14 protein-coding genes are annotated in these 14,471 nt (G+C 65.8%); 7 read left to right on the forward strand and 7 right to left on the reverse strand.

The window, feature by feature from the left end; genetic code table 11:
- Positions 1–114 precede the first annotated feature (114 nt).
- The 3 genes from JLZ96_RS11320 to JLZ96_RS11330 all read right to left on the reverse strand — a co-directional run bounded on the left by JLZ96_RS11320 (position 115) and on the right by JLZ96_RS11330 (position 3,888).
- Positions 115–2,028, reverse strand: coding sequence for a DUF2339 domain-containing protein (locus JLZ96_RS11320; RefSeq protein ID WP_201010129.1), 1,914 nt, complete (start codon positions 2,026–2,028; stop codon positions 115–117).
- Between the two features lie 75 nt (positions 2,029–2,103).
- Complete coding sequence (locus tag JLZ96_RS11325) at positions 2,104–2,754, reverse strand: DUF1707 domain-containing protein (protein WP_032367103.1); 651 nt, start codon at positions 2,752–2,754, stop codon at positions 2,104–2,106.
- A 21-nt stretch (positions 2,755–2,775) separates the two neighbouring features.
- The gene (locus JLZ96_RS11330; protein ID WP_027495363.1) at positions 2,776–3,888 is read right to left on the reverse strand and encodes a glycosyltransferase; all 1,113 of its coding nucleotides are present in this window, start codon (positions 3,886–3,888) and stop codon (positions 2,776–2,778) included.
- Between the two features lie 110 nt (positions 3,889–3,998).
- On the opposite strand from JLZ96_RS11330, the gene JLZ96_RS11335 reads away from it, so the two are divergent.
- Positions 3,999–4,388: a hypothetical protein gene (locus JLZ96_RS11335; protein ID WP_027495362.1), complete on the forward strand. Its 390-nt coding sequence runs from the start codon at positions 3,999–4,001 to the stop codon at positions 4,386–4,388.
- Between the two features lie 3 nt (positions 4,389–4,391).
- Here the strand turns inward: JLZ96_RS11335 and JLZ96_RS11340 are convergent, their stop codons facing one another.
- Genes JLZ96_RS11340 through JLZ96_RS11355 form a run of 4 tightly spaced genes read right to left on the reverse strand, consistent with a single transcriptional unit; the run spans position 4,392 to position 7,713 of the window.
- A complete protein-coding gene (locus JLZ96_RS11340) occupies positions 4,392–4,610 on the reverse strand; it encodes a hypothetical protein (RefSeq protein WP_027495361.1) in 219 nt (72 codons plus the stop codon).
- 37 nt (positions 4,611–4,647) lie between these two features.
- The gene (locus tag JLZ96_RS11345) at positions 4,648–5,274 is read right to left on the reverse strand and encodes a response regulator transcription factor (protein ID WP_027495360.1); all 627 of its coding nucleotides are present in this window, start codon (positions 5,272–5,274) and stop codon (positions 4,648–4,650) included.
- 35 nt (positions 5,275–5,309) lie between these two features.
- Positions 5,310–6,479 (reverse strand): MacS family sensor histidine kinase, encoded by a 1,170-nt coding sequence (macS, locus tag JLZ96_RS11350; RefSeq protein WP_032367106.1) that lies wholly within the window; start codon positions 6,477–6,479, stop codon positions 5,310–5,312.
- Positions 6,466–7,713 (reverse strand): AI-2E family transporter, encoded by a 1,248-nt coding sequence (locus tag JLZ96_RS11355; protein ID WP_374758031.1) that lies wholly within the window; start codon positions 7,711–7,713, stop codon positions 6,466–6,468. The genes macS and JLZ96_RS11355 overlap by 14 nt, the downstream gene beginning before the upstream one ends.
- 73 nt (positions 7,714–7,786) lie before the next feature.
- On the opposite strand from JLZ96_RS11355, the gene JLZ96_RS11360 reads away from it, so the two are divergent.
- From JLZ96_RS11360 to JLZ96_RS11385, 6 genes are all read left to right on the forward strand, one after another.
- Positions 7,787–9,262 carry an adenylate/guanylate cyclase domain-containing protein gene (locus JLZ96_RS11360; protein WP_032367437.1) on the forward strand — a complete coding sequence of 492 codons (1,476 nt, stop codon included), beginning with the start codon at positions 7,787–7,789 and terminating at the stop codon, positions 9,260–9,262.
- A 9-nt stretch (positions 9,263–9,271) separates the two neighbouring features.
- Entirely contained in the window at positions 9,272–10,405 is a 1,134-nt protein-coding gene (locus tag JLZ96_RS11365; protein WP_057474411.1) for a TIGR00374 family protein, read from the forward strand.
- Positions 10,406–10,517: 112 nt separating this feature from the next.
- Positions 10,518–11,069, forward strand: coding sequence for a YceI family protein (locus JLZ96_RS11370; RefSeq protein ID WP_027495356.1), 552 nt, complete (start codon positions 10,518–10,520; stop codon positions 11,067–11,069).
- A 220-nt stretch (positions 11,070–11,289) separates the two neighbouring features.
- A complete protein-coding gene (locus JLZ96_RS11375; RefSeq protein ID WP_201010130.1) occupies positions 11,290–11,664 on the forward strand; it encodes a DUF3054 domain-containing protein in 375 nt (124 codons plus the stop codon).
- A gap of 134 nt (positions 11,665–11,798) precedes the next feature.
- A complete protein-coding gene (nhaA, locus tag JLZ96_RS11380; RefSeq protein WP_374758032.1) occupies positions 11,799–13,115 on the forward strand; it encodes a Na+/H+ antiporter NhaA in 1,317 nt (438 codons plus the stop codon).
- A 79-nt stretch (positions 13,116–13,194) separates the two neighbouring features.
- Positions 13,195–14,448, forward strand: coding sequence for an APC family permease (locus tag JLZ96_RS11385; RefSeq protein WP_201010131.1), 1,254 nt, complete (start codon positions 13,195–13,197; stop codon positions 14,446–14,448).
- Positions 14,449–14,471 lie beyond the last annotated feature (23 nt).

Genomic DNA, 14,471 nt, shown 5'->3' on the forward strand with positions numbered 1-14,471 from the left:
AGTAGTCACAGCCGGGAGGCACCCCTCCCCCGCAACGCGTGAATGGACCACTGCACACCGTCGAGACGTGTGCAGTGGTCCATTCACGCAGTGGGGATCAGGAGGCAGCGGGGGTCAGGAGGTGACCGCTCCCTCTCGGTCCGCGAATACCTTGGCGTATCGGGTCCCCGCGATCAGCAGCAACAAGCCGACTGCGATGAAGGCGATGACGCGGAACAGGCCGTCCAGGGCGACGAGGTCGAACAGGAACAGTTTGGCGATGGAGGCGGCGGTCAGAGACAGTCCGGCCAGCAGTGCCAGGTGAGCGTGGGCAATACTCCGTAACCCGAAGGCCAGCAGGGCGAATGCTGCGATCATCCACTCGATCGTGGCGGCGGTGTGCCCGGCGGTGAATCCGGTGGTGTTGCCGCCGATCGAGGTTCCCAGGCTCACGGTGGCCGAGGTGAGGCCGTACAGGGCGAGCACTCCGGAGACGATGGCCAGGGTCTGCATTCCGTCGTCGATGAGTTTCAGTTCGGTCAGGACATAGGCGAACGCGAATGCTGTTGCAGCGAGCAGTATTCCGCCGATAACGATGCCCGCATTCCCGGCAGCGTGATCGGAATCCAGGAGAGCCTCCGGCGGGGAGATCGAGACGAAGGTCAACGCACCGATCACACCGAACGCGCTTCCGATCAGGTACGCCAACGACGAGCGGGTGCGGTGGGCCGCGGCGAACAGCGCCAGGGCAACCGCGAACAGCACTACCGGACGCACGTCGACCGTCGTCGATTCGACTGCGGCCTGCAGCATTGCCACGGCACCGATGATCGAGACCGTGATGCGGGCATGCGCCGGTAGCCAGTGCACCAGCAACACGATCACCAGTGCCGCGGCCACCAGAACCAACTGCACGGTCACGGTGGTCCACCGATCGAACACGCTCGCCGAGATCAACAGCGGCAGCGCAGCCAGAGCCGTCATGACGGTGGCCACCACGTCGGAGACGTTGCGGCGCAGCAGTTCCAGAGACATGCTCATCCCGGACGCAGCCACCAGCAGGACGACGAGAAGCAGTCGATAGTCGGTCGGTTCGGACAGGTCGGTGCCGACCAGCGCTATCAGGACCGTGCCGACGAGGGGAAGGGTTCGGACGATCTGCAGCAGCGGCCAATCACGGCCGATCTGGGCCGGGAAGCTCGCAATGTACGTGGCGATGAAGAACGCGATCAGGGCCAGGGTCGGACCGTCGGTCAGGATGGGGCCACACGCCGCGACTCCGGCGAGAATCAATACCGCCATCGGCTGCGACTTCCACTGCACTGCGAGAGCTGTTCCCGCAGCGGCGATTCCGAATGCAGCGATCAGGCCGATCACCGGATCGAGCCAGCCGTACAGGACGGACGTTGCCAGAACGTCGAGGTACAGACCCGCAATACCTGTGGCGGCCAGCGAAATTCCGCCGACGCGTCCTCCGGACCGGCCGAACACCCGCACACCGGCACCGATCAGGGCGAGGGAGAACACCCCGCCTGCGGCGACGCGCAGGGGCGGCCCGAACCAGCCGGCCTGTGCGGCCAGAACCAGCAGCATCACGACGCCGACGAGCGTGACACCCGCGCCTGCGACGGCGAGCAGGCGACTGATGACGCCGTCTCGTTGCCACCACGGCTCACGGGGCGGAGCGGGTGGCCGCGGCGCGACCACCGGCCCTCGCAACGGCGGGGCTGCCATGGACCGGCCGACCGCAGGAGGCGGCGTGACCGGAGGTGCCGACACCGGGCCGCGCGCGGCATAGGGCTGCTGCGGTGCAGGCATCTGGGGCGCCGAGAACGTCTGCGGAGGGACGGTCGGCACATACGACCGCGGCACCGGCTGTGGCCTGGCGGGAGCCGAAACGGTCACGGAAGTGGGTGCAGTACCGAGCTGCGACTGCAATGTTTGCAGGTCGACGGCCACCTGACGCATGTGGTCGCCCAGGGAATCGAAGCGGCTGGACAGGCGCGCGACGAGTTGCGGGTCCAGCCCGGAGTTCTGGGAAGAAGTCATGGGATAGATCCTGCGGGCCGCGCGGCTCGATAGCCTGAGTAGTGCTACTCGGATCCCTCGAGTAGTCCAGCCCGACTATCCGAAAATTTTACGGAACGAGCTACCGAAGGGGTGCTTGACGGTGAGGGAACCGAAGCGGACCTTCCCGGTGAGCACCACGTGCAGCGGTCCGTACGGCGGGCCGGTGCGCACCTTGTTGGTGACGGTACCTGCGACGGCCTCGGCACCGTTGACGTCGGCGGTGGCTTCGGTCGGGAGGATCACGGTGACCGAGCTGCAGTAGTCGTCGACGTGGATGTCGACGACCTGGCTGACCATGACGGCCTGCGTGAAGTCGAGTGTCACCGACGACAGCCGCGTCACCACGTTCAATCGGCGCGGCACGTTCCACGGGCCTTTGCGGGTGATGGTGGACATGCTGCCGCGCACCGTGTCCGGGGTACCGCCACCGTGTCCCCAGTGCTCCTGCACGACGCGGCGCGGCGTCGGTTGTGGGGTGGGATCGGCGAAGGGTTTCGGCGACGGGAGGTGCTCGCCGGCGATCTGCATGCCCGGTAGATCGGCGAGTACCGAGTTCAGTTCGCCCCGGGTCTTCGACGCCAGAGCGGTGTCCATTCTTTCGGTGAACTCACCGAGCGACAACATGCCTTGGCCGACTGCTCGTTGCAGCAGCTGCCCGACGTGCTCGCGTTCGGCATCGGACACTCGCAGATCCCTTGCCTCCATGGGCCCAGGGTAGCGAAGTTCTCAGGCGGCGTGCCCCCGGAGAACCGACAACATTCCGTGTACCGATGCAGGCCAGCCGAACTCTTCGGCGCGTACCCTCGCCGCGATCCGGCGTCCGTCGGCCGGAAGTCGAAGCAGCCGTTGGATTTCCGCTGCGAAGCCGTCGGCGGTGTTGATCGAGGATCCACCGCATTGCGGGGTGACGATCTGGGCCAGTGCCGAGGTTTCGGAGACGACGACGGGCGTGCCCGCGGCGAGCGATTCCAATGCCGCGAGGCCGAATGTCTCGTGCGGCCCCGGCGCGAGAGCGATGTCTGCCGAGGCGAGCAGCTCGGCGACGGCCGACCTGCCGTCGACGAAGCCGAGGAAGTCGACAGGCAGCCCGCGGGCGCGTCGTTCGAGGCCCGCTCGTCGGGGGCCGTCGCCGGCGATGACCAACCGAGCCCGCATACCCGAATCGCAGAGCGCGGCAAGCGAATCGATGCTGGTCTCGACATGCTTTTCCACCGACAGTCGGCCGCAGTGGACCAGCAGCCGGTCGGCGCTACCCAGCCATGCCGAGCGCGCGCCGGCTCGGCGTCGTCGGGGATGGAACAGCTCGAGATCGACGCCGAGCGGGACTCGATGGACGTTGGGTGTTCCGATTCGATCGAATTCCTGCTGTGCGAACTCGGTGGTGCAGACGACGGCGTCGTACGACTCGGCAGTGCGTCGGTTGGCCGCGTCGGCGAGGGGCCGGGCGTATCGCATCGGCATCGTCTGAGCCAGCAGCCGGTCGAGGCGCTCGTGGGAGATCATGACGCTGCGGATGTCGCGCCGCGACGCCCACCTGCCCATTCCGCGCAGGGTCAGCCGGTCCGACACTTCGATCACGTCCGGACGTAGACCCGACGCGATCGAGGCCACTCGTCGCGGATCGGCCACACGGTAGCCGCCGGTGAACGGAACTTTCGGCGCCGGCACCTCGACGCGCGTCACTCCCGACTGCAGCGTCGTCTCACTCCACCGGGCACCCGGCACGATCAACGTGACGTCGTGACCAGCGGCCACGTAGCCCGATCCCAGCTGATCGACGGCCGTCCGCAAACCGCCGGACCGCGGCCCGTAGAAGTTCGCCAGTTGAACGATGCGCACCTGCTCAGTCTCTCCAGCCGGACGTCCACCCGATGCCACGGTGGTGGATGGTGACCGAACGTTCGGCGAATATCCGTGTGGAGACGGCTACCAGCGGGTAGGTGAGAGCTATGCGAGTGACACTGCAATCCACCGGCGACGCCCCGGCACCCGAGGTCTGGGAGCGTTACATGGACCCGACGGTCTGGAAGACCTGGGCTCCGCAGATCATGGGCGTCGAATACCGCGGTGAACGCCTCGACTCCGATACCTCCGGCCGAGTGCTGGGGCCGTTGGGGGTGCCGATCGACTTCGAGGTGCACTCGGTGGACGAACACTCGTGGACGTGGGCGTGGTCGGCGTGGTTCCAGAACAGGGCCATCGGCGTGGATCTGACACACGGAGTCGTCTCACGACCCAGTGGAACCAGGGCGTGGATCACCATCGACGGCCCGCTGCCGCTGGTGCTGCCCTACCTGCCGATCGCCAAGTTCGCGCTCGGCAGGCTGTGTGCCCAGTAGGGGCTACTCGGACCGGGTGACGGTCTTCTCGTCGCTCTTGTCGGCCACTTCGGTCGGCTCGGGCGTCGGAAGCTCGGACTCCTCGCCCGACCCGTCCAGATGGCCGTCGAATTCGTCGATGGCCTCGGCGCGCTCGTCACCGGTCTGATCCTGGTCGGCGTCGACGCCCTTCGTGTGCTCGGTCGGATCGACTGTCGTGTCCACTGCTTCGTTGTCGGTCATGGGGTCAAGAGTGCCCGTCGGGCCGGGTCGCAAACCCCTACAGACCCTTTTCGATGGCGTACCGGGTCAATTCGACGCGGTTGGCCAGCTGCAGTTTTCGCAGTGTCGCCTGCACGTGGTTCTCGACCGTCCGGTGGCTGAGCGTCAAACGGGTCGCAATCTGCTTGGCGCTGAGCCCTTTTGCGACCAGTCTGAGCACCTCGGTCTCGCGCTCGGTCAACGTGGGGCGGGTATCGGACTCCGGCTCCGGTGACGACGACATCCGCCGGAATTCGCCGAGAACCAAACCGGCCAGACCCGGGGTGAACACCGCTTGTCCGGCTGCGGTGGCGCGGACGGCGTCGAACAGCTCCTCCGCCGATGCGCTCTTGACCAGGTAACCCGTCGCACCAGCCTTGATCGCGTCGAGCACGTCGCTGCGTTCCGCCGACGCCGAAAGCACCAGAATCGTGGATTTCGGGGACGCGTCCAGCACTGCGACGGTGGCATCGGCACCGTTCCCGTCGGGCAGATGCATGTCCATGAGGACGACGTCGGGAGTGGTCGCTCGGGCGCGGCGTCCGGCCGCGGCTACTCCGTCCGCGGTGGCGACCACCCGAAATCCGGCGGCCTCGAGATCCCGGGCGACGCCGTCACGCCACATGGGGTGATCGTCGACGACCATCACCGCGATCTCGGCGTTCGGATTCTCGTCGCCGGTCATCTCGCTCCTCTCGTTCGCGGAACCCGAATTTCCCATTCGGTGCCCTCGCCCTCTCCGGTGTCGAGTATCGCAGTACCGCCGAGAGATTCGACCCGGCCGAGGATGGACTTCGAGACGCCCATCCGGCCCTCGGCCTCGGCGGCGGCGAGCCGTCCGGCGGGTATTCCGCGGCCGTCGTCACGAATGCTCAGGATCAGCTCTCCGTCGACGTCTTCGAGCAGTACGTAGGCCTTCGCATCGGCACCTGCGTGAAGCTCGACGTTGGACAGGGCAGTGGTCACGACGGCAGCGAGTTCCTCGGCGACGTCGGATTCGACGAGCACCGGGTCGGCGGGAGTCGACACCGAGATCGACGTGCCGGCCTGAGTACGAAGCAGGGCGCGCACGTCGACGATCGATCCGGTGTGATCGTCGCGCGGAGCCGACTGTTCGGAGATCAGCACGCGCAGAGCGACTTCCTGCTCGCCGGCGAGCTCGGCGAGTTCGGCTGCCGGCCCGCCTATTTCGAGACCTCGACGGCGGACGAGGGCCAGCACCTGCAGAACCCCGTCGTGCACCTGTCGGGCCAGTCGCTCACGCTCCTCGGTGATCGCGGCCAACCGTGCCGCACTGCGCAATTCCTCGTGGGCGCGCCGGGCTGTGTTCGACGCCAATCCCAACGCGAGCCCGGCCGACAGCAGCACCGGGGCGGTGGCGTCCGACCACAGGTCGGTGTCGAACCGGTCTCGTACCAGGGCACTGACCAACGACATCACCACACCCGAGGCGATACCGCCCTTGGGCCCCAACAGAATTGCGGCGGAGATGACGGCGTTGGTGGCCCACAGGGTGGTGGGCAGGGTCTGGCGGGTGCTGTACCAGTCGTAGTCGGCCACCAACCGCGTCGACGCCATCAGGGCGATCACGATGATCTGATCTGCGAGCACCACCTGCCAGCGCGGCAGGGTGGCCCGCGAGAGCAGGAGTGCCGAAGCCCCGGACCATACGGCCATCAGGGCGACCAACGCCCAACTCAGCCGCGGGTTGGTGTAGTTGTCGACGGTCGCGGCCTGATAACTGACGGCGTACACGAGAGTGACCAGACGGAAGGCCTGCGAGGCCCGCCACAGCGGGCTGTCGGGATCGGCCGAATTCAGCGTCGGCCGCACTCGGTCAGTCGTCCGCATCGGTCTTCGGGTCTGCAGTGTTCAGCTCCCCCTTGGCAAGTCGATCGGGCTCGGACGAACCGGGAGGGGTGTCCGGGTCGCTGGGTTCGGCCGAGTACAGCGTGTCGCTGACATCGAGTTCCTCGTACACCTCGTCGGGGTCGTCGGCGAGCAGCGACCGGACGGCGGTGTTGAGCACCGCGACGATCGGGACCGCCAGCAAGCCGCCCACGATGCCCGCGAGCAGAATGCCGACGGTGATGGACAGCACGACGGCCAGTGGGTGCAGCCGAACGGCGCGGCCGAGCAGAAGTGGCTGCAACACATGGCCTTCGAGCTGCATGACCGCTATCACGATGCCCAGGGTGATGACGGCGGTGATGAGCCCCTTCGTCACCAGGGCGATGAACACTGCGACGAATCCGGTCAGCACGGCACCGATGATCGGAATGAATGCGCCGATGAACACCAGCGAGGCCAACGGAAGTGCCAGCGGTACACCGAGAATGGCTAGTCCGGCTCCGATGCCCACCGCGTCGGCTGCGGCGACGGCCACCGTCGCGCGGACGTATCCCACGAGCGACCCGAAACCTTGGATGCCGGCTGTGCGAATCTTCTTGCGCGCCTTCGTCGGTGCGAGCCGGGTGACGAACTGCCAGATCTGATCACCGCCGTACAGGAAGAAGATCAGCGTGAACAGCGTCAGCAGCGCCCCGGTCAGAATTTCGCCGATGACCGTCGCCGTGGTCAACGCCCCACTGGTGACGGCCTCCTGGTTGTCCTGGATGACCTTGACCAGATTGTCGGTCGCTTGCCGAATCTGGTCTTCGCTGATGTGCAGCGGCCCGTTGCTGAGCCACTCCTCGACGCTGTTGATCGATTGGGTGAACTGATCGCCCACCTGCGGCAGCCCCTCGATGAACTGCTCGACGATGAACGTCATGATTCCGGCGACGACGCCGATGCTGGCGATGATCACGATGATCACCGCGGCGACACGCGGCACTCCTCGGCGCTGCATCCAGTCGACGATCGGCACCAGCAGAGCGGCCGCCAGCAGCGCCAGACCCAGCGGGATGACCACCGTGCTCAATTTCGCAATCGCATAGGCAAAAGTGATGAATCCGGCAAACAGGACAAGCAGTCGCCACGTCCATTCCGCCCCAACCCGTACCAGCGGGTGTACCGAATCTGCGGCCGAAGTGAGGCGCGGGGACGCCCCCGTACCTTGCGCCCGCAACTCGTCGGTGCTCACCCGCTAAATTTAACCTGTGCTGGCATCTTTCCGAGCGGTCTCGCTCACCCTGAAGAGTCGCTGGCCGCTCTATATGCTCTCGATGCTCATCGCCAACGTCTTCGGCGCAGTTCTGGTCTTCGCCTTCGTTCGCTACGGTCTGCCCATTCCGGAGTCGCAATCGATCGTCGCCGACCGCGTCCGCAACGTGTACATCTTCGGTGCGTATCTGGGCGTTGCCCTGGTGGTCAGCCTGATCTACGCGTACACACTGCTGCGCTCGGTCATCAGGTGGCAGCTCCGCGGCGGCCCGCCCACCCGCAAGGAACAGATGACGACGCTGCACGCGCCGCTGCGTCAGGCCATCGTGCACCTGATTCTGTGGATCATCGGCGGCATCATCTTCGTGCTGCTGACCATCGCGGAGATGCCGTCGCTGTCCATCGCCGTCATCGTCACCGTCGGCATGGCCGCCACCGTCACCTTCGGTTTCACCTACATGCTCGGCGAACGCATCCTGCGCCCGGTCGCAGCACTGGCACTGAGCGAAGGCCGCTTCGACCGCACGATGACGCCCGGCGTCGGTACCCGCATGGCCATGACGTGGGGACTGGGCACGTTGATGCCCGTCATCGGCATCATCTTGCTGTGTGCCACCCAGTTGACGACCGACCTGGTGTTCTCGCCGAACGCACTGGCCGTGGCCATCATCCTGCTCAGCGTGCTGGCCATCGTGCAGGCCTTCGTCCTGTCGATGCTCACGGCGAGCCAGATCTCCGACCCGATCAGCCAACTGCACAACGCCATCGAACGCGTGCAGCGCGGCGAGACCGACGTCGAGGTCGACGTGTTCGACGGCAGCGAGATCGGTCGCCTCCAGGTCGGCTTCAACCGCATGATGGAGGAATCCGCCGAGCGACGCGTCCTGCGTCAGCTGTTCGGCCAGCACGTCGGCGAGGACGTGGCGCGTCGAGCACTGCAGTTCGGTACCGAACTGGGCGGCGAGACACGATTCGTCGCCGTGCTGTTCGTCGACATGGTCGGATCCACCGCCACCGCGTCGGAACGCCCGCCGAGTGAGGTCGTGGTGTTGCTCAACGAGTTCTTCCGGGTGGTCGTCGACGTCGTCGGACGCCACCACGGCTTCGTCAACAAATTCATGGGCGACGCGGCGCTGGCGATCTTCGGGGCACCGCTCGACCGTCCCGACGCTCCCACTGCGGCCTTGGCCGCGGCGCGTGAACTGCGTTTCGCTCTGGACGAGATCACCGGACTCGACATCGGCATCGGGGTGTCGGCGGGACTGGCCGTCGCCGGCAACATCGGCGCGTCCGAGCGCTTCGAGTACACGGTCATCGGAGACCCGGTCAACGAGGCGTCGCGGCTCACCGAACTGGCGAAACTGCGGCCCGGACGCGTTCTGGCATCCACCTCGGCCCTGTACTTCGCCGACGACGAGGAGCAGGAACAGTGGGAGTTGGGCGACCAGGTGCAACTGCGTGGCCGACGACGGGCAACCCACCTGGCCTGGCCGGTGGAGTATCCCGACTCCTCCTCGAGTGACGGTTAGTCTGACAGGATGCCCGACCCCAGCTCGACCAGCGGACCCGCAGTGCGGCGCCCGCGAAACCGGCTGAGATGGGTCAAGTGGATCGCCGCAATTGCCCTGGTCGCTCTGCTGGTGGGCGAGGCGATCTACCTGTGGCCACGGCTGCACGAATCCTGGACAGCAGTACGAGAAATCCATTGGGGCTGGCTGGCTGCGTGCGTATTTGCCCAAGCCGTGTCGCTCAGCGCGTTCGGCCGAGTCCAGAAGCAGCTGCTCGACGCGGGCGGCGTACAGGTGCGGCAACGCAAGTCCGTGGCCGTCATCTACGGCAGCACCGCAATGTCGCTCACTCTGCCCGCCGGCCAGGTGTTCTCGACGGCCTTCACCTACCGCGAGACCCGACGCTGGGGTGCGAGTCCGGTTGTCGCCTCCTGGCAGCTCGCCATCTCCGGCGTCATCGCCGCAGCCGGGTTGGCAGTGCTCGGCGTTGCCGGCGGACTGGTGGTCGGTAGTTCGTTCAATACCTTCACCGTGGTGCTCCCGATCATCGGCGTCATCGCGATCGTGGCCGCTGTCCGATACATCTCGAACCACCCGGAGTCCATCAAACAGTTCGCCCGCTGGGGTCTGCGCAAGTACAACGCGTTCCGCAACCACGATCTCGACGCCGGAGCCGAGGCCATCGACAAGGTCATCGGCCAGATCCAATCCGTACAGCTCGGCAAGCGGGACGGCGCGCTCACACTGTCCTGGTCGGCCGTGCACCGGCTCGCGGACGTGGCGTGCCTGGCGTTCGCGTGCTTCGCCGTCGGCGCAGATCCACGACTGTCCGGGCTGTTCATCGCATTCGCGGCGGGCAAGGCCGTCGGATCCGTCCCTCTCGCACCCGGTGGCCTGGTGGTCGTCGACGCCACCCTCATCGCGTTCCTGACCAGCGCCGCGTCCATCACCGCATCTCAGGCAGTGGCGTCGGCCCTGGTCTATCGCGGGGTCAGCTTCATCTTGGTCGCCATCGTGGGGTGGATCGTGTTCCTCGTCCTGTTCCGTAAGCACCAGCACGCCGATCTCGAATTCGACATCGCCCTCGAGCGGCAGGAGACCTCCGATCTCGGCCGAGCCGCCGAGCACGATCGCGACTCCAAAGGCGATCCGGAGACCGCCTAGCCCCGTGCTGTTCGGTATGGCATCCGTCACTGGTCGTTCACCCGGAATATATACGGACCCCGGTCCGCTTGTGTACTATGAGTTTGAAACTTCAACCCAACAAGGAGTCCTCATGACCACCGCCATCGCGCTTCCCGAGCTCACCGCAGGCACCTGGGCCATCGATCCCACCCACTCCACCGTCGGATTCACCGTCCGCCACCTGGTGGTCAGCAAGGTCCGCGGCCGCTTCCAGAACTTCAGCGGCACCGTCACCGTCGCCGCCGACGGCACCCCGTCCGTCGACGCCGAGATCGACGTCACCTCGATCACCACCGACAACGAGCAGCGCGACGGCCACCTCAAGACCGCCGACTTCTTCGAGGTCGAGAAGTTCCCGACCGCGACGTTCAAGTCCACCTCGGTCAAGGCCGACGGCGGAGACTTCGTCGTCACCGGAGACTTCACCCTCCACGGCGTCACCAAGTCCATCGACCTCAAGCTCGAGTTCAACGGCGTCAACGCCGGCATGGGCAACGGACCGGTCGCAGGCTTCGAAGCCAGCACCACCATCAACCGCAAGGACTTCGGCATCAGCATCGACATGCCCCTCGAAGGCGGCGGCGCAGTCGTCGGCGACAAGATCGCACTGAACCTCGACATCGAGGCCGGCCTCCAGGCGTAAGTTTCACCCCCGCCTTCCGGATTCACCCCTCTCCTTCCGGATTCACCCCCCGCCTTCCGGATTCACCCCTCTCCTTCCGGATCAATGCGCCTTTGTTGCAGTCCAACCGACTGAAACCCACATTGATCCGGACCTGGGGGGCGGGATCCAGTGGCACCGAACGGCCCGCACCTGCACTCGTAGGCGCGGGCCGTTCGCGTCGGTGTCCTACAGTGGGCCCGTGAAGTTTCGTTCCCCGGCCGTCGCTGCCGTCCTCGATCTCGTCATGATCGTGCTGTTCGCCGCGATCGGCCGTCGCAGTCACGACGAAGCCACCGCGCTGTCCGGCCTGTTCCACACCGCGTGGCCGTTCGTCGTCGGTGCCGCTGTCGGCTGGATCGCGACGTTCGCTCTGTACCGCAACAAGTTCGACGCGTTCCTCGTTCTTCCGACGGGCATTCTGGTGTGGGTCACCACGGTCGTCGGAGGCATGATCCTGCGCACGGCGACAGGTCAGGGAACCGCAACCGCGTTCATCGTCGTTGCGACGATCTCCACCGCGGTTCTGCTGCTCGGCTGGCGCGCGATCGCCAGATTCATTCCCTCGGTTCGGTGACAGGGACCTTTTCGCGATAGGATCATTCACGGTGCGCCGGGAAGTCTGGTCGGCAATAGTTCTGTGCTGCGCACATGTCCGTCGACTCGGCGGACGCGCTCAGCACGACGTTGCTACCGAAAGGCGTTGTTCCCGTGTCTGATTCACCGATTCCCAAAGAGAGATTGCCGCTGTTCTCTCGCGGTTCCTGGTCCGAGGCCGACCGCATCGCACAGGTCTTACGCAAGGAGACCGTCGGCGGCGCATTGCTTCTCGTTGCCACCGTGGTCGCGCTCGTGTGGGCCAACTCACCGTGGTCCGCCGCCTACGACACATTGATGAGCACTCGCGTCGGGCCGTCGGCTCTGCATCTCGATCTGACTCTGTCGACGTGGGCCGCCGACGGGCTGTTGGCCATCTTCTTCTTCGTCGTCGGACTCGAACTCAAACGCGAGTTCGTTGCCGGTGATCTGCGCGATCCGGCACGCGCCGCATTGCCGGTGGCCGCTGCCGTCGGCGGAATGGTCGTTCCCGCAGTCATTTTCGTGCTGTTCAACCTCGGCACCGGGGATGGCGCTCTGCTCGGCTGGGCCATTCCCACCGCGACCGATATCGCGTTCGCCGTGGCCGTTCTCGCTGTGATCAGCACGCATCTGCCGACAGCGCTGCGAACCTTCCTGCTGACTCTGGCCGTGGTCGACGACCTTTTGGCCGTCAGCGTCATCGCGATCTTCTACACCGACGACATCAACTTCATTGCGCTCGGCCTGACGCTGATCCCGCTCGCGCTGTTCGCGGTCGCCGTGCAGATGCGCGTCCGCTCGTGGTGGGTGCTCATCCCGCTGGCCGTGGTGACGTGGGTGCTCATGCACGAGTCGGGTGTCCACGCCACCGTCGCAGGCGTTCTGCTCGGCTTCGCCGTCCCGGTGATCCGGAGCAAGGCGAACGGCGGCCCCGATGCGGGCCCCGGTCTCGCCGAGCATTTCGAGCACAAGATCCGGCCGATCTCCGCGGGTATCGCTGTGCCGCTGTTCGCCTTCTGTGCAGCCGGTGTGACTGTCGGCGGCTTCTCCGGCCTGGCCAGCGCCCTGACCGACCCGATTGCCATCGGCATCATCGCCGGCCTCGTCATCGGCAAGGCCATCGGCATCTTCGGCACCACCTACCTGGTCTCGCGCTTCACCCGGGCCACCCTCGATGCCGGCTTGAAATGGCTCGACGTCTTCGGCGTCGCGATGCTCGCCGGTATCGGTTTCACGGTGTCGCTGCTGATCGGCGATCTGGCATTCGGTGAAGGCACCCAGCGCGACGATCACGTGAAGGTCGGTGTGCTCGCCGGTTCAATCATCGCAGCGTCCATCGCGTCGATCATTCTGCGTACCCGCAACAAGGCGTACCGAGACTTCTACATCGAAGAGACGCGCGACGACGACCACGACGGAATTCCGGACGTGTATCAGCAGAAGAAGTAGACCGCGGCCGACATCTGGTCCGTTGCCACTGTTGAGGGGCCTCTACAGTTGTCGCCGTGATCGACATCCGGGTCCAGTCATGACCGACCCACAGCCGCTGGCCCGTCGACTGGGCCTTGTCGATGCAATCGTCATCGGTGTCGGCTCGATGGTCGGGGCGGGAGTGTTCGCGTCGTTCGCTCCCGCGTCGGCCGCAGCGGGTGCCGGCTTGCTGATCGGCCTCGCCATCGCGGCAGTCGTCGCGTTCTGCAACGCAACGTCCTCCGCTCAACTCGCCGCCCAGTATCCGACGTCGGGCGGGACGTACATCTACGGTCGTGAACAACTCGGTGAGTGGCCCGGCTTCCTCGCCGGCTGGACCTTCGTCATCGGCAAGACCGCAAGCTCGGCGGCCATGGCGATGGTGTTCGCGGCCTACGTCGCCCCTACCGGCCATACGAAAGTCGTTGCGATCCTTGCCATTGTCGCATTGACGGTGGTGAACTACTTCGGCATCACCCGTACGGCGCTGCTGACGAAGATCCTCGTCACCGCGGTGCTCGCCATCCTCGTCATCGGGGTGGTTCTGGGCATTGCCGGCTCGCCCGGCGACGGCATGGGCACTTCGGGATCCCTCACCGGGGACGGCTGGTACGGAATTCTGCAGTCCGCGGGATTGCTCTTCTTCGCCTTCGCCGGCTACGCGCGCATCGCCACCCTCGGCGAGGAAGTGGTGCGGCCCGAGCGCACCATTCCACGGGCCATCGTCTCTGCACTAGGCATCGCGTTGCTGATCTATGCAGCGGTTGCCGTGACATTGTTGACGGTATTGGGCCCGGACCTGCTGGCCTCGTCGTCGGCTCCGCTGGTCGATCTCGTTGTGTCGTCCGGACATTCGTGGGCATCACCCGTCATGCGCATCGGTGCCGGACTGGCCGCGCTCGGAGCGTTGCTGGCCTTGATCGCCGGTATCGGACGCACGTCGTTGGCGATGGCCCGCCACCATGATCTGCCGTCGTATCTGACTGCGGTCCACCCTCGCTACTCGGTGCCGCACCGGGCCGAGATCACTCTGGCGGCGATCGTCAGTGCCGCAATTCTCGTCGTGGATCTTCGTGACGCCATCGGCTTCTCGTCCTTCGGGGTGCTGCTGTATTACCTCGTCGCCAACGTCAGCGCGTACACCCAGGGCACCGAACACCGACGCTATCCGCGCCCCCTGCAGGCGCTCGGAGCGCTCGGGTGCCTGGTTCTCGTTGCCACGCTGCCCTTGTCGTCGATCGCGATCGGCACCGTTGTGACACTGCTCGGCGTCCTCTACCGTCTGGTCCGGGTTCAGCGACTGTTCACTTGACGGCTGATTCGACAAGGGTCAAT

The organism is Rhodococcus sp. NKCM2511 (genome assembly GCF_014905595.1).
Taxonomy (GTDB): domain Bacteria; phylum Actinomycetota; class Actinomycetes; order Mycobacteriales; family Mycobacteriaceae; genus Rhodococcoides; species Rhodococcoides fascians.

What these genes read in the sequence shown, in the direction of transcription:
- JLZ96_RS11340 (WP_027495361.1), bottom strand. Translation starts at nt 4,610, where the DNA reads ATGACCGACAACGAAGCAGTGGACACGACAGTCGATCCGACCGAGCAC.
- JLZ96_RS11345 (WP_027495360.1), bottom strand. Translation starts at nt 5,274, where the DNA reads ATGGTCGTCGACGATCACCCCATGTGGCGTGACGGCGTCGCCCGGGAT.
- JLZ96_RS11325 (WP_032367103.1), bottom strand. Translation starts at nt 2,754, where the DNA reads ATGGAGGCAAGGGATCTGCGAGTGTCCGATGCCGAACGCGAGCACGTC.
- JLZ96_RS11385 (WP_201010131.1), top strand. Translation starts at nt 13,195, where the DNA reads ATGACCGACCCACAGCCGCTGGCCCGTCGACTGGGCCTTGTCGATGCA.
- macS (WP_032367106.1), bottom strand. Translation starts at nt 6,479, where the DNA reads ATGCGGACGACTGACCGAGTGCGGCCGACGCTGAATTCGGCCGATCCC.
- JLZ96_RS11360 (WP_032367437.1), top strand. Translation starts at nt 7,787, where the DNA reads ATGCTCTCGATGCTCATCGCCAACGTCTTCGGCGCAGTTCTGGTCTTC.
- JLZ96_RS11365 (WP_057474411.1), top strand. Translation starts at nt 9,272, where the DNA reads ATGCCCGACCCCAGCTCGACCAGCGGACCCGCAGTGCGGCGCCCGCGA.
- JLZ96_RS11320 (WP_201010129.1), bottom strand. Translation starts at nt 2,028, where the DNA reads ATGACTTCTTCCCAGAACTCCGGGCTGGACCCGCAACTCGTCGCGCGC.
- JLZ96_RS11370 (WP_027495356.1), top strand. Translation starts at nt 10,518, where the DNA reads ATGACCACCGCCATCGCGCTTCCCGAGCTCACCGCAGGCACCTGGGCC.
- JLZ96_RS11335 (WP_027495362.1), top strand. Translation starts at nt 3,999, where the DNA reads ATGCGAGTGACACTGCAATCCACCGGCGACGCCCCGGCACCCGAGGTC.